At 70.7% G+C, this 23,724-nt stretch carries 23 protein-coding genes; 10 read left to right on the plus strand and 13 right to left on the minus strand.

Going from position 1 to position 23,724, the window contains the following annotated elements:
- Nucleotides 1-28 precede the first annotated feature (28 nt).
- From ACIPPS_RS11475 to ACIPPS_RS11490, 4 genes are all read right to left on the minus strand, one after another.
- Nucleotides 29-460, minus strand: a complete 432-nt coding sequence (locus tag ACIPPS_RS11475) for an STAS domain-containing protein (RefSeq protein ID WP_401429775.1) — start codon at nt 458-460, stop codon at nt 29-31.
- Nucleotides 457-1,560 (minus strand): B12-binding domain-containing protein, encoded by a 1,104-nt coding sequence (locus ACIPPS_RS11480; RefSeq protein ID WP_401429778.1) that lies wholly within the window; start codon nt 1,558-1,560, stop codon nt 457-459. Before ACIPPS_RS11480 ends, ACIPPS_RS11475 begins: the two co-directional genes overlap by 4 nt.
- Nucleotides 1,557-3,179 carry a PP2C family protein-serine/threonine phosphatase gene (locus ACIPPS_RS11485; RefSeq protein ID WP_401429780.1) on the minus strand — a complete coding sequence of 541 codons (1,623 nt, stop codon included), beginning with the start codon at nt 3,177-3,179 and terminating at the stop codon, nt 1,557-1,559. Before ACIPPS_RS11485 ends, ACIPPS_RS11480 begins: the two co-directional genes overlap by 4 nt.
- 412 nt (nt 3,180-3,591) lie before the next feature.
- Complete coding sequence (locus ACIPPS_RS11490; RefSeq protein ID WP_401429782.1) at nt 3,592-3,930, minus strand: MerR family transcriptional regulator; 339 nt, start codon at nt 3,928-3,930, stop codon at nt 3,592-3,594.
- A 1,005-nt stretch (nt 3,931-4,935) separates the two neighbouring features.
- Here ACIPPS_RS11490 and ACIPPS_RS11495 point away from each other — a divergent pair.
- Nucleotides 4,936-5,796, plus strand: coding sequence for an RNA polymerase sigma factor SigF (locus ACIPPS_RS11495; RefSeq protein ID WP_401429784.1), 861 nt, complete (start codon nt 4,936-4,938; stop codon nt 5,794-5,796).
- 142 nt (nt 5,797-5,938) lie between these two features.
- On the opposite strand, the gene ACIPPS_RS11500 is transcribed toward ACIPPS_RS11495, so the two are convergent.
- From ACIPPS_RS11500 to ACIPPS_RS11515, 4 genes are all read right to left on the minus strand, one after another.
- Nucleotides 5,939-7,924 (minus strand): amino acid transporter, encoded by a 1,986-nt coding sequence (locus ACIPPS_RS11500; protein WP_401431352.1) that lies wholly within the window; start codon nt 7,922-7,924, stop codon nt 5,939-5,941.
- 237 nt (nt 7,925-8,161) lie between these two features.
- A complete protein-coding gene (locus tag ACIPPS_RS11505; RefSeq protein ID WP_401429786.1) occupies nt 8,162-9,085 on the minus strand; it encodes a PhzF family phenazine biosynthesis isomerase in 924 nt (307 codons plus the stop codon).
- Nucleotides 9,086-9,194: 109 nt separating this feature from the next.
- A complete protein-coding gene (locus ACIPPS_RS11510; RefSeq protein ID WP_401429789.1) occupies nt 9,195-10,727 on the minus strand; it encodes a leucyl aminopeptidase in 1,533 nt (510 codons plus the stop codon).
- Between the two features lie 171 nt (nt 10,728-10,898).
- Nucleotides 10,899-11,558: a type III effector protein gene (locus ACIPPS_RS11515; protein ID WP_401429791.1), complete on the minus strand. Its 660-nt coding sequence runs from the start codon at nt 11,556-11,558 to the stop codon at nt 10,899-10,901.
- Between the two features lie 127 nt (nt 11,559-11,685).
- Here ACIPPS_RS11515 and ACIPPS_RS11520 point away from each other — a divergent pair, with 127 nt between their 5' ends.
- The 3 genes from ACIPPS_RS11520 (at nt 11,686) to ACIPPS_RS11530 (ending at nt 13,111) form a co-directional block, all read left to right on the plus strand.
- Complete coding sequence (locus ACIPPS_RS11520) at nt 11,686-12,117, plus strand: Hsp20/alpha crystallin family protein (protein ID WP_401429793.1); 432 nt, start codon at nt 11,686-11,688, stop codon at nt 12,115-12,117.
- Nucleotides 12,118-12,213: 96 nt separating this feature from the next.
- Entirely contained in the window at nt 12,214-12,609 is a 396-nt protein-coding gene (locus ACIPPS_RS11525; RefSeq protein WP_401429795.1) for a DUF2267 domain-containing protein, read from the plus strand.
- A gap of 58 nt (nt 12,610-12,667) precedes the next feature.
- On the plus strand, nt 12,668-13,111 hold the full coding sequence (locus tag ACIPPS_RS11530) for a DUF2267 domain-containing protein (RefSeq protein WP_401429797.1): 444 nt from the start codon (nt 12,668-12,670) through the stop codon (nt 13,109-13,111).
- Between the two features lie 54 nt (nt 13,112-13,165).
- On the opposite strand, the gene uvrA is transcribed toward ACIPPS_RS11530, so the two are convergent.
- The 4 genes from uvrA to rpmG all read right to left on the minus strand — a co-directional run bounded on the left by uvrA (nt 13,166) and on the right by rpmG (nt 17,806).
- The gene (uvrA, locus tag ACIPPS_RS11535; RefSeq protein WP_401429799.1) at nt 13,166-15,634 is read right to left on the minus strand and encodes an excinuclease ABC subunit UvrA; all 2,469 of its coding nucleotides are present in this window, start codon (nt 15,632-15,634) and stop codon (nt 13,166-13,168) included.
- 471 nt (nt 15,635-16,105) lie between these two features.
- Nucleotides 16,106-16,342: a 30S ribosomal protein S18 gene (gene rpsR, locus ACIPPS_RS11540; protein WP_401429801.1), complete on the minus strand. Its 237-nt coding sequence runs from the start codon at nt 16,340-16,342 to the stop codon at nt 16,106-16,108.
- A gap of 69 nt (nt 16,343-16,411) precedes the next feature.
- Nucleotides 16,412-17,563: a CobW family GTP-binding protein gene (locus ACIPPS_RS11545; RefSeq protein WP_401429804.1), complete on the minus strand. Its 1,152-nt coding sequence runs from the start codon at nt 17,561-17,563 to the stop codon at nt 16,412-16,414.
- A gap of 78 nt (nt 17,564-17,641) precedes the next feature.
- Nucleotides 17,642-17,806: a 50S ribosomal protein L33 gene (gene rpmG / locus ACIPPS_RS11550; RefSeq protein WP_401429806.1), complete on the minus strand. Its 165-nt coding sequence runs from the start codon at nt 17,804-17,806 to the stop codon at nt 17,642-17,644.
- A gap of 67 nt (nt 17,807-17,873) precedes the next feature.
- Here rpmG and rpmB point away from each other — a divergent pair, with 67 nt between their 5' ends.
- From rpmB to ACIPPS_RS11570, 4 genes are all read left to right on the plus strand, one after another.
- Entirely contained in the window at nt 17,874-18,110 is a 237-nt protein-coding gene (rpmB, locus tag ACIPPS_RS11555; protein WP_401429808.1) for a 50S ribosomal protein L28, read from the plus strand.
- Complete coding sequence (rpsN, locus tag ACIPPS_RS11560) at nt 18,110-18,415, plus strand: 30S ribosomal protein S14 (RefSeq protein WP_401429811.1); 306 nt, start codon at nt 18,110-18,112, stop codon at nt 18,413-18,415. The genes rpmB and rpsN overlap by 1 nt, the downstream gene beginning before the upstream one ends.
- A gap of 369 nt (nt 18,416-18,784) precedes the next feature.
- A complete protein-coding gene (gene rpmF / locus ACIPPS_RS11565; RefSeq protein WP_376197138.1) occupies nt 18,785-18,955 on the plus strand; it encodes a 50S ribosomal protein L32 in 171 nt (56 codons plus the stop codon).
- A gap of 6 nt (nt 18,956-18,961) precedes the next feature.
- Nucleotides 18,962-20,122, plus strand: a complete 1,161-nt coding sequence (locus tag ACIPPS_RS11570; protein WP_401429814.1) for a GTP-binding protein — start codon at nt 18,962-18,964, stop codon at nt 20,120-20,122.
- 163 nt (nt 20,123-20,285) lie between these two features.
- Here ACIPPS_RS11570 and ACIPPS_RS11575 read toward each other — a convergent pair whose 3' ends face one another.
- A complete protein-coding gene (locus ACIPPS_RS11575) occupies nt 20,286-22,268 on the minus strand; it encodes a heavy metal translocating P-type ATPase (RefSeq protein ID WP_401429816.1) in 1,983 nt (660 codons plus the stop codon).
- 95 nt (nt 22,269-22,363) lie between these two features.
- Here ACIPPS_RS11575 and ACIPPS_RS11580 point away from each other — a divergent pair, with 95 nt between their 5' ends.
- Together ACIPPS_RS11580 and ACIPPS_RS11585 are read left to right on the plus strand one after the other, a co-directional pair.
- A complete protein-coding gene (locus tag ACIPPS_RS11580) occupies nt 22,364-22,750 on the plus strand; it encodes an ArsR/SmtB family transcription factor (RefSeq protein ID WP_401429818.1) in 387 nt (128 codons plus the stop codon).
- A 76-nt stretch (nt 22,751-22,826) separates the two neighbouring features.
- Complete coding sequence (locus ACIPPS_RS11585; protein WP_401429820.1) at nt 22,827-23,714, plus strand: PhzF family phenazine biosynthesis protein; 888 nt, start codon at nt 22,827-22,829, stop codon at nt 23,712-23,714.
- Nucleotides 23,715-23,724: the final 10 nt, after the last annotated feature.

Here is a 23,724-nt window from a genome sequence, read left to right on the forward strand (position 1 = left end):
CTCTGCCAGATGGCCGGCCGGGCGTGGCTCAGGTGGTGCCGTCCGGTCCGGTGGGGCGGGCCGCTTGTGCTGTCCCCATGGCCATCGGGGGCTGTTGCGGGTTCTGGTGCGAGGTCGCGGCGTCGGTGGGGGGCGTGGCCGTGAGGTGTTCGAGCGTACCGGTGACGGTGAGGAGCCGGTCCAGTGTGGCGGGCCGGTCGTCCAGGTGCAGACGTGCGCCGGCTGCGGCGGTGCGTCGGGCGATCATCAGCAGGATGGACAGTCCCATGGAGTCGACTGTGCCGATTCCCGCGCAGTGCAGGTGCAGGTCTTCGAGGTGGGTTCGGGCGTCGAGTTGGGCGGTGACCTCGTCCAGGAGGAGGTCGGCCGTGTCGTAGGCGATGTCGCCGGTGACTTCTATGCGGACTGTGTCGTCGGTGTCGACCATGGTCAGGTGGTGGGTGGGGTGCTGGGTGCTCATGCAGGCGTTCCGGCGGTGGTGTGTTCGGTGGTGAGGGCTTCGATGCCGCGCTTGAGGATGCGGGAGGCCCGGGGGAAGTCTTTGAGCTCGCGGGCGAAGAGGTTCAGGGCCGGCGGCAGGGACTGCGCGGGCACGCCCCGGGCCTGGAGGATCTGGGCGGTCCAGGTGATGAACCAGGTGAAGAGGTCTTCGTCGCCGAGGTAGAGGGCGGTGGCGAGGAAGTCCACGATGTGCGCGAGGTCTTCCGCCGTGCGTTCACGCTGGAGGTCGTCGTAGGCGCGCATCGCGGGGAACGCGTCCTCCAGGGCGAGGAAGACGGTTCGCACCAGGGAGGCGCTGCTGCGGGCGACCATCGTGTATTCCTGGTCGGCCAGGTGCGGGAGGTCGTCGAGTTGCTGGTGGTCGACCTCGGGGCGCGTCAGCGGGGCCCGGGCGAGCTGGTCGGCAGCGGCTCGGGCGTCGGGGGCCCAGGCCTGGGCGCCCAGCAGCTTCGCGTAACGGCCGTCGGGTCCGAAGGCAGCGCCGCCGACCAGGACGGGGACGCCGACGGCCTGGCAGGCGGTGATCGCCGCGTGGGCGGTGGGCAGCCGGGTTGCGATCGAACTGGACAGGGCGACCGCGTCGGCCTTGGTGGTGTGCAGGTGGGCGATGAGGTGCGGTGCGGGGACCTGCGCTCCGAGGTAGTCGACCTGCCAGCCGCGCAGCTTCAGGACCTCGGCCACCAGCCGCGCGGGCAGTGCGTGCCATTCGCCGTCCACGCAGGCCACGGTGATCCGGCCCCGGTGGGCCGTGGCGCGGGCGGCAGGGTGCAGGGCGAGCGCGGCGACAGCGCGCTCGTTGATGGACGTCGCCGCGTGCTCCTGCGCGACGCTGATGCGGTTCGCGGCCCATTCCTCCCCGACTCTGCCCTGGACCATGGCGATCACGTCCAGCAGGACAGCCTCCGGGTCGATGCCGTCGTCGAGAGCGCGCACGACGACGTCGGTGGCGGCGTACTCGTCCGCGGCCGCCACGGCCTCCCACAGACGGTCCGACAGCTCACCGATGCGGGCGCTGTCCGGCAGACGGGACGGAGTCCTGGTGCTGGTGCTGGTGCTCATGCGGTGTACCTGCCCCGAGTGTGGCCGTTCACCGCACTGAGGTGCTGAACGCGGGGGGCGGAGATCGCGACGACGGCCATGTCGTCGTGACGGCGGTCGCCGAGCCACTGGGAGGCGAGCATCTGGACGTGCTCCACGATGCCCTCGGCCGGCATTCCGGCGCATCCGGCGAGCGCGCGCGTGAGGCGTTCCTCCCCGAACTGGGCGTCGCCCATCGGGCCGCCCTTGGCCTCGGTGATGCCGTCGGTGTACAGGACGCAGGACTCCCCCGGGGCGAGCTGGACGGTCGTGGTGCGGGCACGGACGTCCGGCAGGGCCCCGACCAGCGTGCCGCCGGTGTCGGCCTCCTCCACGGTGCCGTCCTTGCGGATGATCAGCGGGTTCGGGTGGCCCGCGCTGGTCAGGCGCACCTGGACCTCGTTGCCCGTGCGGGCGGCGGAAGCCAGGACCAGCGTCGCGAACCGGGTGGAGTGAGAGTTCAGCAGTGCCGTGTTGAGGAGGGTGAGCATCCGCTGGTGGTCGTCGGCCAGGGGCAGCAGGGCGTGCAGGGTGTTGCGGATCTTGCCGGTGAGGACGGCTGCCTCCAGGCCTTTGCCGCACACATCGCCCAACGTCACCAGGGACGGCTCTCCCTCCACCGCGGCGGGGTGCACGTCGTAGAAATCGCCGCCGATCCGTTCGTGGTCGGCCGAGGGGCGGTAGCTGCCGGCGAAGTCCACTCCGGAGATCTGGTGCAGGGCCGGGGGCAGCAGCTCCCGCATGAGCACCTCGGTGATAGCTGTCTGCTCCGCGTACAGGCGGGCGGCCGACATCGCCGCCCCGGAGCGCGCGGCGAACAGGCGGGCGAAGACTTCTTCCTCTTCGGTGAAGGCGGCGCTGTTCTCCCTGCGCAGCAGGACCAGTACACCGGCCGGTACGCCGTGCCCGGGCAGCGGAGTGATCACTACCGCTCCGATGGGGCCGAAGCCTTCGGGAATCATCCATGCCGGGGCGGCGGCGGGGTCTATCCATCGGGAGGGAACCGGCGGGAACCCGCGCAGGGCTTCACCGAGACCGGGGACCTCGTCCGGGTCGACCACCTCCTGCGAGGCGGTGGGAGTACCGCCGCGCAGGCAGGTCACCATGGGAAGCAGGTGGCCGCGGGCCGGTGCGATGACCAGCACCGCGTCGGCGAGGTGCTCGGCGGCCATATGCGCGATCACGTCCATGCAGCGCCCCAGGTTGAGAGAGGAGAGCAGGATGCTGGACGCCTTCGCGAGGAACGCGGTCCGCTCCCGCTCCATGTGCAGGGCTTCACGGGCGAGCTGATGGTCGGTGTCGTCCACCAGCCACCACGCCACCGTGCCGTCGTCCCGCGCGCTGGGGTGCGCCTCGAAGCGGCGCTCGTCGATCACACCGGACAGTGGTCCGTCCGACTCCGGCGCCGCACACGGGTCGTGCATGCTCATCGACCGGTGGGCCGCGACCAGCCATGCCGGGACCGCGTCGGCCAGTGGTGCCCCGGGGCGGGCCGCGGGCAGAAGTGCCTGTGCGGCGTCGTTGCGCTGCACGAGACGGCCCGCCGCGTCAGCGACCAGGACGGGGTAGGGGGCACGGCCCCAAGGGAAGTCCGGCTCCATGGCTGCGACGGTGTGCGCTTGGGTGGAGACCAAATGTCGAGGACCCGCTGGGCGAATCCCTCACCTCACCAACTCGTAGAGATCATTTCCTTCAGGCAACGATCCCGTACGGGCCAACCTCTTGACAACCCGCCCCCTCACCCACCCGGCCATCTGCACACATGTGAAGGCGGCGTGCCCGCGGAAAGACATCCCCCGGGCGGCATACCGGCGCGGGGAGGGCCGCGAGAACGCGCCACCCCTCTGAGGGTCAACGGCCACCTGGCCGTGCGGATCGGCGCCGTCGGCGTGCAATCCGCCCTCGGGTATCCCGACGCGGTCGAAGGCACCACGCGCCTGCGCCACTTCGGCGCCGGATCCGCCCCGGCGTCCAGCGGACCCTCACACCCTGCGCAGGCAGGCGCGCCCCTTCTCAGGCCTCGTCGGTCCGGTTCGCTGATTCGGCGGCGCGGCGGTATTCGGCGTTGATGCGCTGGGCTTCTTCGAGCTGGTCCTCGAGGATGATGATGCGGCAGGCGGCCTCGATGGGGGTGCCCTGGTCGACGAGTTCGCGGGCGCGGGCGGCGATGCGGAGTTGGTAGCGGGAGTAGCGGCGGTGTCCGCCCGCGGAGCGGAGCGGGGTGATGAGGCGGGCTTCGCCGAGGGCGCGGAGGAAGCTTTGGGTGGCGCCGAGGATCTCGGCGGCCCGGCCCATCGTGTAGGCGGGGTAGTCGTCGTCGTCGAGACGGCCGAAGGTGTCGTCTGCTGTCATTGCACCTCTCTTTGGAACGCATGGAGGGGCCCGGGTGCCGTACTGGCACCCGGGCCCCGAAGGAACTGCTTACACCACCTGTCGGCCGTGATGCTGGGCCGACCTTCTGTTTCCGCAGACCTGACCTGGATGCTGTCGGGCGTGCGGGGATCGCGGCTGCGTGACCGGAGACCACCTCACTTTCGATGTCCTGCGGTACCCGGACTCGCGTGGCGTCCGGGCGATCCTGATGGCGCTCGGCTCCTCCGTTCTTCCCTCTGGGTCGATCGTTTGCCGAACCGGAACTGCGTACTGCTGTTACTGCTGTTACTGCTGTTACTGCTGGAGGCCTCTCCCAGCGCCCCTTCGGCAACCAGCCCCGTCGCCCGTCCTGCATCTGCTCTGGCTCAGAACCCCACTGCCGAACTTCCCGGTGCGCGCGCCCGCAGCCGACGCCTTCACCGAGGTACTGCTCACTTGCCTGCACTGCTGGGTACTGCCACTGCGGCACTGCTCGCGGCGGCCCCTGATCACTGCGGGCCGCCCGGTCCGGTCACCAGTCCCGTCGCCGTCATGCAAACCCTGGCTTCGAAACTCCGTCACCGCACCGTCCTGCGCACTGCGACTGCGTGTACTGCCGTACTGCTCCCCGGCAGTTCTTCTCTGCCGAGCCCTGCGGTCCTTCCGGTTACGTGAGAAAACATAACCACGTGACGACCCAATGTCTACCCCGGCCGACATAGATTTTCGCGTGTTCGACGGTGAGGTAATCGTTCTCGAACACATGAGCAAAGACCGTCCTCGCCGGGTTGGCGGACAGCAGGCAGGAACAGGGGCACCCGTCGAGGGCGTGTACCGGGTGGGCCGCCCTGCGTCGTACAGTTTCCCTGGCGGGCGCCCGGTGGGCGTGCGCCGTCCGTCTTTCCGCTGTTCGAACGGGCAGCATGGCGACCGCGATGAAGGGTAAGGAACGCGTCGCGGGCCTGTCGGGAAGGCAGAGACCACGAACGACGTTGGAGGGGAACCGTGACGGTGACGACGACTCAGCAGTCGGCGAACGCAGAGGTCACCGGGTCAGTACTGCCCGAGATCTCCCAGCCGCGAAAGCTGGCCCCCCAGGATGCCCGCGGGTTGTCCAGGCTGTTCTTCGATCGCCTCACCGTGCTCGAAGAAGGCACGCCCGAGCACCAGGACGTTCGCAACACGCTGATCGAGATGAACATGTCCCTGGTCCGGTACGCGGCGGGCCGTTTCCGCAGCCGCGGACCGGAGGAGATGGAGGACATCGTCCAGGTCGGCATGATCGGCCTGATCAAGGCCATCGACCGGTTCGAGCTGACCCGCGAGGTGGAGTTCACCACCTTCGCCGTGCCGTACATCGTCGGTGAGATCAAACGCTTCTTCCGTGACACCTCCTGGGCCGTGCACGTCCCCCGTCGCCTTCAGGAAGCCCGGGTCCAGCTCGCCGGCGCCACCGACGAGCTGACCACACGCCTCGGCCGCACCCCCACCGTCAAGGAACTGTCGACGCTGATGAACCTCACCGAGGAGGAGGTCATCGAGGCCCGACTGGCGTCCAACGGCTACAACTCCAGCTCTCTCGACGCTGCGATCAACAACGACAGCGAGGACGGAGAAGCCGCCCTCAGCGACTTCATCGGCGCCGAAGACCCCGCGATGGAACTCGTCGAGGACTTCCACACCCTGGCCCCCCTGATCACCGAACTCCCTGCCCGCGACCGCCAGATCATCCACATGCGGTTCGTCGAGGAACTCACCCAGGCGCAGATCGGCGAACGTCTCGGCTGCTCACAGATGCACGTCTCCAGGCTGCTGTCCCGCACCCTGAAGCGCCTGCGAGAAGGAATGCAGCCCGCCGCCTGCTGACTGGCCCTCTGGTGCGCCCCACCTGGGCAATCGGGCTCGGTTGGACGACTTGAGCGCGGGAGGGCCCTCGCGGCGGAACTGCTCTCCTCAGTGCTCGGAAGGAGCGGTACCAGAGCGCCGCTTCCCGGAGTGTGACGTCCGCTCAGTCGCCGACGTGGATGCCCGGTCGGCGGTTGGGGTCGGATTCGTGCTTGCGGATGATCTCCCGGGTGACGGGGGCGGTGTCGCCGCGGCCGAGGAGGAAGTAGCGGAACATGTGCTTCAGGGGGCTTCCCTCGGCCCAGGCGAAGTAGCAGTGGGGCCTGACGCCTGTGGTGTTGCGCAGGGCGAGGAGGATCGCGGCGATGGCGTTCGGGGCGGCCGGCGCCTCGGCACGCAGAATCCTGTATCCGTCGACCTCGACTCCGCGGACGGTGAGGGTATCGCTGAAGTCGGAGGGGTCGACGACGTCGATCTCCAGGAAGAGCACGTCGGCAGGGCCAGGAACCGGGTTGGTGCCGCGCTGCTCGCGCTCCTTGTCGCCGTACTCGGCCCTGTCGCCGGCCTGGCGGCGGTTGGCGATGATGTTGATCGCGTTGTCATGGGCCAGGGTGCCGGCGACGAAGCGGCGGGCGGCCTCGTCGAAGACGATGCGGTCGGCGCGCAGTTCCGTGGTGCGGGACACGCGGGAGACCAGGGACACGACGATGATGCCGGCGATGAAGAAGCCGGAGATGGTGATGCCGTCGGGCTTGTCGAGGATGTTGTAGGCCAGGGCGTAGAGCAGCACCAGGGTCAACAGCGCGAATCCGGTGGCGACCGTTCGACGACCGCTGCGCGCGACGGACACGGTGACGGCGAAGGCGCCGGAGACCATCATGGCCAGGATACCGGTGGCGTACGCGCCGGCCTGGGCGTCGACGTCGGCGTCGAAGGCGATGGTGATGAGAATGCACAGGGCCGTGTAGACGAGGACGACGGGCCGCACCGCGCGCCCCCATTCGGGGGCCATGCCGTAGTCGGGCAGGTAGCGGGGAACGATGTTGATCAGTCCCGCCATGGCGGACGCGCCGGCGAACCAGAGGATGAGGATCGTGCTGATGTCGTAGACGGTGCCGAACGCTTCGCCGACGTGCTCGTGGGCCAGCCAGGCCAGGGCGCGTCCGTTGGCCGCACCGCCGGGCTTGAATTCGTCCTCGGGGATGAGGACGGTCGTGACGAAGCTGGAGGCGAGCAGGTACACACTCATGACGAGCGCGGCTGTGGTCAGCAGTCTGCGGGTGTTGCGGATACGTGAGCGCAGTCGTTCCTCGTCGCCGGCGCCGTCGGCCGACACCAGGGGCATCATGCTCACGCCTGTCTCGAAGCCGGACAGTCCCAGTACGAGCAGGGGGAAGGCGAGGAGCGCGGGCGCCATCAGGTCGCCGAAACCGGCGCCGCCTCCGAGAAACGCGTCCGTCCAGGCCGAGAACGCGCCCGGGGTCGTGACGACGTGTGCCACGCCGACGCCGATGACGACGGCGTTGAGGGCCAGGAAGATCGCGACCAGCGGGATGGCGACGCTGACGGCTTCGCTGAAGCCGAGGAGGAACACGCCACCGAGGACCAGCAGCAGCGCCACGGTGAGGGCTACCTCATGGCCGTGCAGAGCCTCGGGAAAGAAGGGATTCTCCACTACGTGCACAGAGGCATCCGCAGTCGACAGGGTGATGGTGATGATCCACGACGTGGCGACGAACCCGAGCAGGACCAGCACGAAGAGTTTGCCCCACCAGAACGGCAGCAGATCCTCCAGCATCGCCACCGACCCGGCGCCGCGCGGACTTTCCTTGGCCACCCGCCGGTACATCGGCAGCATCCCGAGCAGGGTCAGGACCACGATCAGCAGTGTCGCCAGCGGGGAGACCGCACCCGCCGCGAGCGCGGCGATGGCCGGCACGTAGGCAAGGCTGGAGAAGTAGTCGACGCCGGTCAGGCACATCACCTTCCACCACGCGTGCCGCTCCGCGTGCCCCTCCCCGGCCGCCGGCCCCACCGGCTGCACCTGATGGCGCAGCATCCAGCGGGCCGGCCGCCCCGTCGGCTGCGACCGCAGCGCGGGGCTGTCCACCACCTCGGGTATGGCGACCAGGCCGTTCGCGCCCTGCATCTCTCCCATCGACTCTCCTCACTCCCGCTCTCAGGGGCCGCCGTCCCGGCACTCGCGACGACGCGATCACCGAATAGGAGACCTTCCGACACCACGTATGACCGGTCCGGAACGTGTCATGCGGGGCCCGGGCGGGGGCGTCCTGGTGACATCAGGGCTTCCAGTCCGCGGGACCGCCGAGTACGAGGGGCAGAAGCGCGCAGCGGATCGTCCGGCGGGGCAGGCGCACAGGCTGTCTCAGTCGTCCCCCTTCGGTTCCTTTCGGTGCGGGAGCTCGGCCCGGAACGCGGTCACCGCATCACCGGTGATGGACACAGAGAGTTGGCCGTCGGGTCCCGTGTCGACGAGTACCCGGACATCGCCGGGTCTGCCCATCGCCGCTCCCTGGCGGCCGGTGAAGGCGAGCCTCCCGGCAGGGGCCGGCACGATGCCGTGCCGTACGAGGTAGGCGCCGAGGGGACCGTGCCCGTTTCCGGTGACCGGGTCTTCGGCGATGCCGATGGCTGGTGCGAACATCCGGGCCCAGGACAGCAGGGCGGGGTCGGCGGTGGCGCGGGTGAAGACGAAGTAGCCGTTACTGCCGATCTCACGGCTGAGCGCCGTCAGCGCGGCGGCATCCGGCCGCAGTGCGTCGACGGCGGCGCGGTCGCGGAGTTCCACGATCACCTTGGAATGGCCGGTCGAGACGATCTGGACGGGGCCGTTGTCGGCGAGGTCCCTGGTGTCGCCTCCCAGTGCGCGCAGGAGCCGGTCCACCTGATCGCCGTCCAGCTCGGGGCCGAACTCGGCCGCGCCCTGGTGCATACCGATTCGGACGCGTTCCCCGTGGCGTTGGATCTCCACACGTTGGACCAGGCCGCTCCCCGTCTTCTGCCTCAGGGAGCACGAGGGCAGTCCGTACTCGACCGCCCTGGCGAAGTGCGCCCCGACGGTGGCGTGTCCGCATGAGGGCACCTCCGTCGTCGGCGTGAAGAAGCGGACGCGCACGTCGTGGTCGGCACCGTCCGCGGGCAGGACGAAGGCCGTCTCGGAATTGTTGAGTTCCCGCGCGACCGCGAGCATTTCGGCATCCGTCATGCCCTCCGCGGCCAGCATCACGCCCGCTGGATTTCCGGTGAACGGGGTACGGGTGAAGGCGTCGACCTGGTAGAGGATTCTCAAGGTCGGCCTCCCGACTCGACCGGCGGTGTGAGCGTGGCCTGCGCGTAGGGGCCGAAGGGTGCGGGAGCCGCGGCTGTGTCGACGGGGCGGAGGAGGGGCATGAGGCGGCTCACCGGGGTGTGGGGAACTGGTGCGGTGCGTCGGTCGCGGCGTCCTCAGCCAGTCGCACGAGCGTCCGCACCGCGGAACCGGTGCCCCCGTGGGGGGTGTAGCCGTAGGGCGCCCCTTCGTGAAAGGCCGGCCCGGCGATGTCGATGTGGGCCCAGGGGATGCCGGCCGGCGCGAATTCCTTGAGGAACAGGCCGGCGACCAGTCCCCCGCCCATCCGCTCGCCGGTGTTGGCGATGTCCGCCACCGGGGTCTTCATGCCTTCACGCAGCTCGACCGGCAGCGGCATGGGCCAGGCCTGTTCGCCTGCACGTCCAGCGGCATCCACGACGTGGTCCCTGAAGGACTCGTCATCGGACATCACGCCGAAGGTGCGGTGGCCCAACGCCATTTTCATCGCCGCGGTCAGGGTGGCCACGTCCACGATGGCATCCGGGCCGTCCTCACCGGCGCGCACCAGCACATCGGCGAGCACCAGACGCCCTTCGGCATCGGTGTTACGGACCTCGACGGTCCGTCCTCCGTACATCCGCAGAACGTCTCCCGGCCGAGTGGCCGATCCGGACGGCATGTTCTCGGCGAGCGGGAGCCATCCTGTGATGTTGACCGGCAGTTCGAGGCGGGACGCGACCACCACGGCGGTGAACACCGCGGCGGCACCGGACATGTCGCGTTTCATGATCTCGTTGAAGCCGACCGGCTTCAACGAGATGCCGCCGGAGTCGTAGGTGATGCCCTTGCCGACGAAGGCCAGAGTCGTGTGCGCCTCCGGGTGTGTGTGGGTGATCCTGACGAGGCGTGGCGGTCGGGCCGAGCCCTGGCCGACGCCGAGAATGCCGCCGTAGGAGTTCTCGGCGAGCGCCTTTTCGTCGAGCACGTCGACGTCCAGCCCGTGTTCTGCGCCGACCGTCTGGACGGCGGCGGCAAAGGTCTCCGGAGTCAGGTGGTTCGCCGGCATGTTGACGAGATCGCGTGCGCGGTTCACCTCCTGGGCGATCACGGTGCCGCGCCGGACGCCTGCCGTCACGTCGTCGCAGGCCTCGGCGGTGGTGACGATCTGCAGTGCACCGACGGGGCCCCCGTCGTCGCCGGGTGCGCGGTGGGCGGTGTAGGCGTACGAGCCGAGCAGTCCGCCCAGGGCCACCGCCTCTGCCGCCTCGGCGGTGGAGACGGGCAGGACCAGGGCGGCACGCTCGGTCCCTGCCAGGGCACGGGCCGCTTCACCGGCGGCCCTGCGCAATGCCTCGGGGGCGTATTCGCTCGCGTCAGGGGCATCACCCAGACCGACCGCCAGGACGAAGTCGGCGCTGAAGCCGCTCGGGGCCGGCAGCTTCAGCGTCTCGCCTGGCGAGCCGGACATCCCGAGGACGTGGATGATCTCGGCCAGCCTGCCTTCGAACGCCTCGTTCAAAGCATCGGCACCGGGCGCCAGGACGGGCTTCTCGGCGGTCTTGGCATTCTTGGCGACACCGATCACGATGCAGTTCACACGCGCCGACGCAGCGGTGGAGGTGGTCACGGCCAGGGTGGTCATATCGCTGTCCTGTCCTCTTGAGGGGCATGTGCTCCTGCCCGGACCACAATCGGTCTCCTGCCGGCGGCGCTGTTCACGTTCGCTCTCCTCCCGGAATCTCCGTCCCAGGGAACGATGCCTGCCGCGAACCGTAAGCACCATCAAAGAATCATGTACTTGCCTTAAGCATCTCTACGCAATCGCGCCGTCGTCAGCGGCTGTCGTCGGGCGTCGGTCTTCGAGAGTGTTCAGGGATTCGACGAGGCCGGTGTGGCGGGCATCGAGGTAGGGGCGCATGCCGGCCAGGGGCGCGATGAGCTCGGCGGCGTCGGCGGCGCCCAGAGCGGCGTGCAGGGTGGCCTGGGCCGAGCGCGCTTCGGGACCGAGGTGGGCGAGCGCGGTGATCTGTCCGGCGAGGCGGCGCAGGTCGGCGGCGTTGGCGCGGGCCCAGGTGGCGGTGGCGCGTTCGGCCGCCCGGGCCTGGCGGGTGGCCGTGACGCGCTGTTCGCCGGTGGTGCCGACGTCGCCGGGGCGGCCGCGCAGGTAGCGGCGTTCGGCGGCCTGGCGGCTGGCGACGCCGAGCGGGCCGGCCAGGTCGGCCCAGCTGGCGCCCGCGTCGCGGGCCGCTTCGATCAGGCCGGTTTCCCAGCCGGCGAGCTGCTCGCGCACCTGCCGCAGCAGCAGCAAGGAGGCCAGCGCCTGCTCGGGGCCGGGCCGGGCGGCGTCGGGGGCCTCGTGCCGGGCGTCGCGGAGCGCGTCGTCTATGGCGGCCAGCGCCGCTGCGGCGGCGAGGAAGGACCCCGGGCTCTGGGCGTCGGTGTCGGTCGTGGACGGCTGGTCGGCTGCGGTCACGGGCGCCTCCCTCGGGCGGTCATCAGGTCGACGACATCATGTTTGTCATCCATCGGATGACATGTTACAACGGTGTCAGTGCAGCGCATTGGCAGCAACCGCTCGAACCTGCTGGAGGTGTTTCACGATGTTGATGCGCACTGACCCCTTCCGTGAGCTGGACCGGATGACGCAGCAGCTGATGGGCCCGGCCACGTGGTCGAAGCCGTCGGTGATGCCGATGGACGCCTACCGCGAGGGCGACGACTATGTGGTGGCCTTCGACATCCCCGGCGTGAGCGCGGACGCGATCGACATCGACGTCGAACGGAACATGCTGACCGTCAAGGCCGAGCGGCGGCCGGCGGCGAAGGCCGACGACGTGAAGGTGGAGCTGTCCGAGCGGCCGCTGGGCGTCTTCTCCCGCCAGATCGTGCTCGCCGACACTCTGGACACCGAGCGCATCCAGGCCGACTACGACGCCGGCGTGCTCACCCTGCGCATCCCGATCGCCGAGCGCGCCAAGCCCCGCAAGATCTCCATCGGCGCCGGATCCGGCCGCAAGGAGATCTCCGGCTGACACCGGCCGGACCGGTGCGGAGGGCGGACACCTCCCTCCCCCTCCCCGTCCTCCGCACTCCCGTGGACAGCCCGAGACAACAAGGGGTGGCGGCCGATGACCTTGCGACTCGAAGCCTTCCTCGACCACGTGAAGCACCGCGGCGAATACGACACCGCGGAGGAAGCCGACCGTACGGCCCGTGTGGTGCTCGCTCTGCTCGGCGCACACCTGGTCGGCGAAGTCCGCGCCCAGCTCGCGGCCCGCCTGCCGGAGAGCTTCGCCCTGGTCCTGCTCAACCCGCTGCAGAGCGCCGAGCCGCTGCCCCCGGAGCGGTTCGTCCGCGCGACCGCCGCGTGGATCGATGGTGCCACCGAGCAGACCGCGACCTGGGATGTGAGCGCCGTGCTGTCCACCGTCGCCGACACGGCAGGCGAGGACCTCACGGAGCAGATCCTGCTCCAGCTTCCCGACGGCTACGACCTCCTCTTCGGCCGCCCCCAACCCACCTGACCACCATGGGGGGTGCCACACCCGGCACCCCCCTGCACCGTGAAAGGCATGCACCGCAGTGATCTCCGACGCGCGCGTACCGCTTGAGCACCAGCAGCCGTATTCGACGGCGTACGAGCAGATGCTGGAGAAAGTCCGCTACGAGGGCGCCTACCCCACCCTCGAGCGGGCCGAGGAAGCCGTCCGCCTGGTCCTCGCCGGGCTCGGGCGCCAGCTGACCGGCGACGAGCGCGTCGCCCTGGCCCGCTGCCTGCCCCTGGAGGCCGCACGCGTGCTGACCGCGCAGATCCCCGACAGCCAGCCGCTGACCGGCTGGGCCTTCGTCAAGGACCTCGCCGCCCGCTCCGGCGCCTCCCTGGCCACCACCCGCTGGGACACAGGATCCGTCCTCGCCGCCATCACCGCCCACGCCGGCCCCGACCTCATCACCCGCATCCTCCATCAACTCCCCCACGGCTGGGCCCTGCTGTTCGGCCAAGCAGAACTCGCCCCCGCCGCATAGACGACGAGAGCCCCGTTCGAGGAGGCCGGCGATGCTCAGCCCCGCGCGCCGTCGTCAGGAGCGCGCGAGCCGGGCCGCGAGATAGGGCGCGGTGGCGCTGCGCCGGGCTCTTGCCACTTTGGCGGGCGGGCCGGCCGCGACTACCCGCCCGCCCGCGTCGCCGCCGCCCGGCCCGAGGTCGATGACCCAGTCGGCGGTGGCGATCGTGTCCAGGTCGTGCTCGACGAGGACGACCGTGTTGCCGGCGTCGACGAGCCGGTGCAGCTGTCGCAGGAGCAGCGCGATGTCCGAGGGGTGCAGCCCCGCCGTCGGCTCGTCGAGCAGGTAGAGCGCGTGCCCGCGGCGGGCTCGCTGCAGTTCGGTGGCCAGCTTGATGCGCTGCGCCTCACCCCCACTGAGTTCCGTCGCGGGCTGGCCCAACCGCAGGTACCCCAGCCCCACCTCGCGCAACGTCTCCAGGCTGCGGGAGGCGGCCGGGACGGCGGACAGGAACGTGGCGGCGGCGTCGACGGACAGCGCCAGGACTTCCGCGATGTTCTTGCCGCGGTAGGTGACTTCCAGCGTTTCGGCGTTGTACCGGGCGCCCCGGCAGGTCGGACACGGCGCGTAGGTGCCGGGCAGGAACAGCAGTTCCACCGCGACGAATCCTTCGCCCTGGCAGGTCTCGCAGCGCCCTTCGGGCACGTTGAAGGAGAATCGTCCGGCGGAGTAGCCGCGCGCCCTGGCCTCGTCCGTCGCGGCGTACAGCTTGCGCACCGCGTCGAACATCCCCGTGTAGGTGGCCAGGTTGGACCGGGGAGTGCGGCCGATGGGCCGTTGGTCGACTCGAACCAGCCGGTCGAACGCCTCGACCCCCGACGCGCCCTGGACGTCGACCTCCAGCCGCGCCTCGTCGGGCTCCTCGGGCATGAGCCCGAGGTGGCCGCGGACGACCTCGGCGAGCACCTGCGTCACCAGCGTCGACTTTCCCGAACCGGACACGCCCGTCACCGCCGTCAGTACGCACAGCGGCACGTCGACGGACACGTCGTGCAGATTGTGACGGGAGGCGCCGCGCAGGTGCAGCCAGCCCTGCGGTGTGCGCGGGCGGTGGTCGAGCGGCTGGGCGCGCCCGAAGAGGTACTGGCCGGTGGCCGACTCCCCGACCCGCTCAAGACCGGCGACCGGGCCGCTGTACAGCACGCGTCCGCCGCCCTCGCCCGCGCCGGGGCCGATGTCGACCACCCAGTCCGCCCGCCGTACGACGTCCATGTCGTGCTCCACGACGAACAGCGAGTTGCCCGCGGCCTTGAGGCGGTCCAGCACGTCCAGCAGCGGTTCCGCGTCAGCCGGGTGGAGGCCCGCGGAGGGTTCGTCGAGGACGTAGACGACGCCGAACAGCCCCGAGCGCAGCTGGGTGGCGATCCGCAGGCGCTGCGCCTCGCCGGGCGACAGGGTCGTCGAGCGGCGCCCGAGGCTGAGATATCCGAGGCCCAGGTCGAGCAGTACGTCGACCCGCGCGACCAGATCGCCGCAGATCCGGACAGCGACCTCGGTCGTCTCCCCGGATCGGGCGGTCGACGTCGTGGCGTCTGCGGTGGACCGCCCCGCGACGGGCCGCAGCAGAGCCGCGACCTCGGTGAGCGGCATCGCGTTGAAGTCGGCGATGGAACGTCCGGCGAACGTCACGGCGAGCGCCTCGGGCCGCAGTCCGCTGCCGTGACACTCGGGACAGGGCACACTCCTGACGAATCGGAGCGCCCGTTCGCGCATCTTCTCGCTCTTGGAGTCGGCGAGCACGTGCATGACGTGCTTGCGGGCGCTCCAGAATGTGCCCTGGTAGCCGTAGTCGACGCGGTCCTCCTCCGGCTCGATGTACACGGAGGGCTGCTCGTCCGTGTACAGCAGCCAGTCCCGGTCCTTCTTTCTGAGCCTGCGCCACGGTCGGTCGATGTCGATACCGAGGCCGCTCACGACACTGCGCAGGTTGGCGCCCTGCCAGGCGCCCGGCCAGGCGGCGATCGCGCCCTCGCGGATGCTCAGCGAGGGGTCCGGGACGAGCAGGTCCTCGGCGACGTCGTGCACGACGCCCAGTCCGTGGCACTCGGGGCAGGCGCCGGCCGCGGTGTTGGGTGAGAACGACTCGGCTTCCAGCCGGGCGGCCCGGGGCGGATAGGTGCCGGCGCGGGAGTACAGCATGCGCAGCAGGTTGGACAGGGTGGTGATGGTGCCGACAGTCGAGCGCGAGCTGGGCGACCCGCGTCGCTGCTGCAGGGCCACGGCGGGTGGCAGTCCGGTGATTTCCTGCACGTGCGGTGCGCCGACCTGTTGCAACAGCCTTCGGGCGTACGGTGCCACGGACTCGAAGTAGCGCCGCTGGGCTTCCGCGTAGAGCGTGCCGAACGCGAGCGAGGACTTACCCGAACCGGAGACACCCGTGAAGGCGACCATCGCGTCCCGCGGAACGTCGACATCGATGTTCCGCAGGTTGTTCTCACTGGCGCCCCGGACGTGCACGAAGGGGTCGCTCACGTGCTTGTTCACCGTTCCTGACTACCTGATCGCGCCGGGAACCGCGCGACAGGCGCCGGCACCGGACACGAGGACGGATCGTCGGGCCGAGGCCTTGCCCCCTGCCGGCGCCCTGCCGGCGCCCTGCGGCGAACGCCTGGTTCCCCTCCCGGTGGCGCGTTCACTCCGGCGGCTCAACCCAAGCTTGCGAGCGTGCGCCCCATGGCTGCCATGACCGACGGCTCGGACCGGTGGTGGACCACGTGCCGCGCCGCGCCCGCGGGCCGCCGCGCCCCTGGCATGCGAAGGTGAAGGGGGCGCGTACTCCCACGCGGCAGGCGGTAGGCCGCCGTGGAACACGGTAGGGAAACGGACATTCGGTGCACCGGATCCGAGGTGTCCGTGGTCGGCGGCAGACCTCGGGCCGGGGACAATCCGTTCACCTTGGCTGCCCCCGCCCCGGCCGATCCCCTCAGGGGGCCTCTCCGACCGCTCGTACGCCCGTCAGCGGCTGGCGTACGGCAGCAGGGCCATCTCGCGGGCGTTCTCGATGGCGGTGGCCAAGGCTCGCTGCTGCTGCGCTGTCACGCGGGTGACGCGGCGGCTGCGGATCTTGCCACGGTCGGAGAGGAACTTCCGCAGCAGGTCGGTGTCCTTGTAGTCGATGTACGTGATCCCGGCCGCGTCGAGCGGGTTGGGGCGGGACGTGACGGGCTTGCGGGGATCGGGGCGTCGGGCCATGGCGGCGTCTCCTTGCAGGGGGGTTCCGTCACGGCCGTGCCAGGCCGTGACGGGTCGTACGGGTGGGTGTCAGGCAGCGTCGAGGAGAGGGTCGAACGCGGCGGGCAGGTGCTTCCACGCCTCGCGCCCCGACGCGTACTCCGCGTCCGTCAGCAGGCAGGAGTCGAGGAGCTGTTCCAGGCCGTCCCGGTCGAGGCCGGGCGAGGTGAAGACGAGGTGCTGGCAGCAGTCGCCGTGCTCGGGGTGCCAGTCGAGCGCGGCCGCCGCGCGGCGCACGGGAGGGATCAGTTCCCAGGCCGCGTCCGGCAGTGAAGCCAGCCACGGGCCGGCGTTCTCCACGCAGAGGGCTCCGCCGGCCGCGTCCCAGGCGAGGAGGGTGTCGGGGCGGTCGGCCAGCCAGAACCGGCCGCGGCTGCGGGCGGCGGCGCAGCACAGGTCTTCGAGGGCCTGATAGAGGCGTTCGGGGTGGAATGGGCGGTGGCGGCGCCAGACGAAGGTGGTGACTCCGGCCTCGTCCGCTTCCTGGGGCAGCAGCGCGCACGCGGGGTGCTGGGCGGCCGCGGCGGCTTCGACGTCGAAGCCCGCGAGGGCGGCCCCGGCGAGTTCGCCGGAGCCGGCCGGCACGCGCCGTGCCGTGGGGTGCAACTGGGCGAGGAGGGCATGGTCTTCGTCGTCGGCCTCGTCGTTGTCGACGAGGGCGATGACGGGCGCGTACTCCAGCTGGCGGGCCCAGGTGTCGCCGACGGTCCGCTGGTCGGTGGTCGCCGCCGCGAGGCCGGCTTCCGACAGGTCGTCGCCGTTGGCGAGGTAGGGCAGGACGAGGGCGGGATCCACGGCGGTGATCACGTTCGTCAGGGCAAGGCGGTCTCCGCCGTGTCCGGCGATGACCTCCGCGATGGCCTTCGGTTCGACCGAGTCCCACAGCTCGACCACGGCGAGGCGGGTCAAGCCGTTGTCGGCCATCCGCGTGAGTTCCGGGACAAGGTCCTCGCGCAGGGCGCAGCACGCGCAGTCGTTGACCATGGGTGTCTCACCGCGGGAGACGGTACCGGTGGCATCGCGGATCACCCGCGGGACGCGGGCGTCGGGCCCGCCCGTCAGGTCGTGGTGCAGCGCCACGCTTCCGGGGACGGTCTTCAGGAGGCGGTCGACGACCTCGGTCCGGGCTTCGGCGTGCAGGCCGGCGACGAGGACGACGGGCAGTGGGTGCGCGTGAGTCATCAGCGGGCGACGCGCTCGTGGGCGGGGTGGATTCCGGGCTTCATGGCAGGCCTTTCGATGGCGGGGGTGCGGGGTGGGTCAGCGCTCTTCGCGGAAGTCCACGTGGCGGCCGATGACGGGGTCGTACCTGCGGAGGACCATCCGGTCCGGGTCGTTGCGCCGGTTCTTGCGGGTGACGTAGGTGAACCCGGTGCCTGCCGTGGAGCGGAGCTTGATGACCGGGCGGATCTCGTTGCGTGCCATGGGGCTAGTATATGGCAATGATTTCCATTACCAATACGCTCCATCGACGAGAAAGGTGGCTGCCTCCATGTCGGCCCACTGCCAACTGACCGGCGCCAAGCCCGGCTTCGGCAACAACATCTCCCACTCGCACCGGCGCACCTCTCGCCGCTTCGACCCGAACGTCCAGCGCAAGCGCTACTGGCTGGCGAGCGAGGGGAGGCACATCCGCCTGACGCTGAGCGCCAGGGCGATCAAGACGGTGGATTCGATCGGCATCGAGGCCGCCGTGGCCCGGATCCGCGCACGGGGAGGGAAGGTCTGATGGCGAAGAAGAGCAAGATCGCGCAGAACGAGAAGCGCAAGGCGATCGTCGAGCGGTACGCGGCCCGGCGGGCCGAGCTCAAGGCGGTCATCCGCCGCCCGTCCTCCACCGCGGCCGCACGCGAGGCCGCCCAGGCGGAGCTGCGGCGGCAGCCGCGTGACGCCAGTGCCACCCGCGTGCGCAACCGCGACAGCGTGGACGGGCGGCCGCGAGGCTACCTGCGCACGTTCGGCCTCTCGCGGGTGCGAACGCGACAGCAGGCCCACGCCGGATTCCTGCCGGGAGTGACGAAGTCGTCCTGGTAGGGGCCGCCTTCACCGCACAACCGGCCCGGCCGGGCGGCACCCGCGCAAGCGGACCACCTCGGCCACCGAAATGGATGCCATGAGCTTCCAGGGTCGCCCCCGTCCGCGTGCGGCACCCTTCGGGCCCGCGAGGGGAACCGAGGGGGCCGCGCGCGGACGCCCGAGTGCGCCCGAGCGGCCGAGACATGCCGCCGGAACCGGCCCCGGGCGCCCCGTCACGGGCGCGGCGGACAGCACATAGAGCACCGATTCCGAGCTGTCGCCGGACCCCGCGACCCGGAGCGGGTGGCCCACCCCTGCCCATGTTGATAATGGCATCCATTTTCATATAGCCTCTCGGCGTCGAAACCCGGACCAAGGAGTCTCACGATGGCCGTCCCCAAGCGGAAGATGTCCCGCAGCAACACCCGTCACCGTCGCGCCCAGTGGAAGGCGACCACGCCCCAGCTGGTGCCGGTCACCGTCGACGGCGTCGTCCACCAGGTCCCGCAGCGCCTGGTGAAGGCGTACGAGCGCGGCCTCATCCACCCCGAGGGCTGAGCGCTGATGACGTCCACCGACCGCCTGCCGGTCACGGTTCTCTCCGGGTTTCTCGGGGCCGGGAAGACCACGCTGCTCAACCATGTGCTCGGCAACCGTGAAGGGCTGCGGGTCGCGGTCATCGTCAACGACATGAGCGAGGTCAACATCGACGCGGCGCTCGTGCGCGGCGGCGAGGCGGCCCTGTCCCGTACCGAGGAGCGGCTGGTCGAGATGACCAACGGGTGCATCTGCTGCACCCTGCGCGACGACCTCCTCGAAGAAGTCGACCGGCTCGCCCGCGAGGGACGCTTCGACTACCTGCTCATCGAGTCCAGCGGCATCTCCGAACCCATGCCCGTCGCCGCCACCTTCTCCTTCCCGCGCGACGACGGCGCCACCCTCGGCGACCTGGCCCGCCTGGACACGATGGTGACCGTCGTGGACGCCGCGAACTTCCTCGCCGAGCTCGGCGACGGCGACGAACTCGTCGCGCGCGGCCTCGATCAGTACGAGGACGATGAGCGCACCGTCAGCGATCTCCTCATCGACCAGGTCGAGTTCGCGGACGTCATCGTCCTCAACAAGCTCGACCTGGTCGGCCCGGAAGAGTCGCGCCGGCTCCGCGCCACCCTCTCCCGGCTCAATCCGGAGTCGCGGATCGTACCGGCCGTCCGCGGGCAGGTCCTCCTCGAACGCATCCTGGGCACCAGCCTGTTCGACGTGGAGAAGGCCCAGCAGGCGCCGGGCTGGGTGAAGGAGCTCAACGGCGACCACGTGCCGGAGACCGAGGAGTACGGCATCTCCTCGCTCGTGTTCCGCTCCGATCTGCCCTTCCACCCCGGGCGGCTGTGGGCATTCGTCACCAAGGGCCTCGACAGTGGGACATTCGGGCGCGTCCTCCGCTCCAAGGGCTTCTTCTGGCTCGCCAGCCGGCCTCGCGTGACGGGCCTGTGGTCTCAGGCCGGCGCCGTCGCCCGGTTCGAACCGTCCGGCGCACGCGGCCCTGACACCACCCAGGGCCAGGAACTGGTCTTCATCGGCACCGGCCTGCGCGTCGACGCCCTGCGCGCCGCGCTGAACGCCTGCCTGCTGGTTCCGGGCGAGGCCGTTCCCTCCGACGACGACTTCCCCACCTGGGAGACGTACGGCATCGAGGCCGCCTGCGAGCACGAACAGGCGGCCTGAACACCCAGCCCCGCATACTCCGGGTCGGACGGTGGTCGCAGCCACGGCACCGTCCGGCCCGGCCCTCTTCGTTTGGCGGCGGTTCCACAGCAGCAGCCGCGGCAGACGGTGACGGTGGGCCGCGCGGCCGCAGGGGCAGAGGCGGCCTTCTTGCCGCGGCGGCTCACCGTGCGTCCTGGGCGGCGCGGTTCCAGGCGGCGTCGCGCAGCAGACGCAGACCGTTGAGACCGACGATGACGGTGGAGCCTTCGTGGCCGAGGACGCCGAGCGGGAGGGGCAGGGTCCCGGCGAGGTCCCAGATGACGAGGCCGGAGATGAACACTCCGGCGATCACCAGGTTCTGCACCACCAGGTGGCGGGCTGTCCGAGACAGGTTCACGACAGCGGGGACGGTGCCGAGTTCGTCGCGGACGATGACGGCGTCGGCCGTCTCCAGGGCCAGGGCGGAACCGGCCCGCCCCATGGCGACGCCGGTGTGTGCGGCGGCCAGCGCCGGGGCGTCGTTGACACCGTCGCCGATGACCAGCACCTTGCGGCCGGCCTTCTCCTGTTCCCGTACGGCGGCGACCTTGTCCTGAGGCAGCAGACCGGCACGTACGTCGCTGATGCCGACCTCTTCGGCCAACCGGGCAGCGGCGCGCGGGTTGTCGCCGGTCAGCAGGATCGGCGTAGCGCCGGTCAGGGTGGTGAGAGCGGCGACGGTGGTGACGGCGTCGGGGCGCAGGCGGTCGGCGATGCCCAGGACGCCGACGGCTACGCCGTCCCGCTGGACCAGGACCGCGGTGCGGCCCTCGTTCTCCAGGCCCCGTGCGATGACGGAGGCCTGGGCGGAGGCGGGTTCGGTGTCGCCCAGGAGCCGAGCAGGGGCGCCGACCGCGACGATGTGGCCGTCGACGGTGGCGGTGACGCCGATGCCCGGTGCGGAGGTGAAGTCTCCCATCGCCGGGATGGCGAGGCGGCGGGTGCGGGCGGCGTCGACGACGGCGCGGGCCAGGGGGTGCTCGCTGGGACGCTCGGCTCCGGCGGCGAGCGCCAGCAACGCGTCCTGGTCCAGGCCCGATCCGGGCAGGGGGCGGATGTCGGTGAGGCGGGGTGTGCCTTCGGTGAGGGTGCCGGTCTTGTCGAGGGCGACCCTGTCGACCTGGCCGAGGCGTTCCATGACGACGGAGGACTTCACCAGTACGCCGTGACGTCCGGCGTTGGCCATGGCCGAAAGCAGAGGCGGCATCGTCGCGAGGACGACCGCACAGGGCGAGGCGACGATCATGAAGGTCATCGCGCGCAGCAGGGCGCCGGTGAGGTCGTCGCCGTAGGCGAGCGGAATCAGGAAGACGGCCAGGGTCGCCACGACCATGCCGAGGCTGTACCGCTGCTCGATCTTCTCGATGAACAGCTGGGTCGGCGCCTTGGTCGCGGAGGCTTCCTCGACCATGGCGACGATCCGGGCGACGGCGGAGTCGGCGGCGTCGCGTTCGACCCGTACCCGCAGAGTGCCGGTGCCGTTGAGCGTGCCGGCGAAGACCTCGTCTCCCGTCTCCTTCGGCACGGGTAGCGGCTCGCCGGTGATGGTGGCCTGGTCGACATCGCTGACCCCCTCCAGTACCCGGCCGTCGGCGCCGACCCGTTCGCCGGGCCGGATCAGGATGATGTCCCCCACCACCAGGTCCTCGGTGGCAACGGTCGCCTCGCTCCCGTCGTCGGACAGCCGGGCGGCCGTGGCGGGGGCCAGGTCGAGGAGGCCGCGGACCGCGTCCTGGGTGCGCGCGGTGGCCAGCGCCTCCAGGGCGCCGGAGGTGGCGAAGATGACGATGAGCAGCGCCCCGTCCATCACCTGCCCGATCGAGGCAGCGCCGATCGCGGCCACGATCATCAGCAGGTCCACGTCCAGCGTCTTCTCGCGCAGCGCCTGGACGCCCGCCCACGCCGGCTCCCAGCCGCCCGTGACACAGGCGAGCGCGTAGAGCGGGCCCCACGCCCAGGCGGGAGCGCCGGCCAGCTGGAGCGGCAGCGCGATCAGGAACAGCACGAGCGCGGCAGCGGCCCAGCGGGCCTCGGCCAGGGCGAAGACACGTGTACGGCGGCGCGGCACCGCTGGCGAAGGGGCCGCGGTGGCCCGATCGGGGCGCTGGACGAGGGCAGAAGGCATGACAAAGCGACCCTTCACGGGCGGGGGGCGGCGACATCTCCACCGTACAGGAACATCTGAAGAGGTCTTCATGTGTCATCGGTAGGATGGGGGCCATGGGTCACGGAGCTGACGGCAAGAACGACGCCACCCCGCGCGAACGCCTGGACGCGGCGGGAGCCTCCGACGTCGCCGCGACCCTCCAAGCCCTCGCCACCCCGTCCCGCCTGTACATCCTGGCCCGCCTCCAGGAGGGCCCCTGCTCGGTCGGAGACCTCGCCGAGGCGGTGGGCATGGAGGCGTCCGCGTGCTCGCATCAGCTCCGGCTGCTGCGCAACCTCGGGCTGGTCACCGGCGAGCGCCACGGACGTTCCATCGTCTACGCGCTCTACGACAACCACGTCGCCGAGCTTCTGGAGCAGGCCCTCTTCCACGTCGAGCACCTGCGGCTCGGCCTGCGTGACGTCTCCGGGGCGGCATCCGCCGCCGGCGCCCGTGTGTAGTCGTGTCCGGGCACGGAGTTCCGAGACGGTTCCTGTACCCGGGAACCACCTTGGGGCTAGACGCCGTTCCCCCGTCATGAACTCCGTACGGGAAATGCCCGAGGTCCTCCGTTACACCGCCTTCTCAGACGATCCCGAGGGAGGCAATCCCGCCGGAATCGTTCTTGACGCCACGGGCCTCAGCGATGAGGAGATGCTGACGATCGCCGCCGAACTCGGCTACAGCGAGAGCGCGTTTCTGACGGTGCCGTCTGACGGCGCGGACTCCGGCGCGTCGGACGCCGGGCGCGCGTACACCATCCGCTACTTCAGTCCCAAGGCGGAGGTGCCCTTCTGCGGTCACGCCACCGTCGCGACAGCCGTGGCCCTCGGCGAGCGCCTCGGCCCCGGCGAGCTGGTGTTCACCACGCAGGCCGGGACGGTGCCGGTCACCGTGACGAGCGAGGGCGGGGCACTGCGGGCCACGCTGACGAGCGTCGAGCCGCACATCGAGGAGGTCGCGGCCGAGGACGTGGCCGAGGCGCTCGCCGCGCTCGACTGGCCGGCTGGCGACCTCGATCCCGCCCTGCCTCCCCGTATCGCTTTCGCGGGCGCCCGCCACCTGGTCCTGGCCGCCGCGACCCGAGAGCGCCTGGCCCGCCTGGCGTACGACTTCGCCCGCCTGGAGGCCCTGATGCACCGGCTCGACCTGACGACGGTGCAGTTGGTCTGGCGCGCCTCTGCGGACGTCTTCCACGTCCGCGACCCGTTCCCGGTCGGCGGCGTGGTGGAGGACCCCGCGACCGGGGCGGCGGCCGCAGCCTTCGGCGCGTACGCCCGTGAGCTCGGACTCGTCCCCGAGGCGACGGTTCTCACCCTGCACCAGGGGGAGGACATGGGGCGCCCCGGCATCCTGACGGTGGAACTGCGGGCGGGCGACCAGCGGATCAGGGTCGGCGGCGCAGGGACCCGCATGCCGGCCTGAAACAACCGGC

Origin of the sequence: Streptomyces sp. NPDC090127, assembly GCF_044746945.1 — a bacterium.
GTDB lineage: Bacteria > Actinomycetota > Actinomycetes > Streptomycetales > Streptomycetaceae > Streptomyces.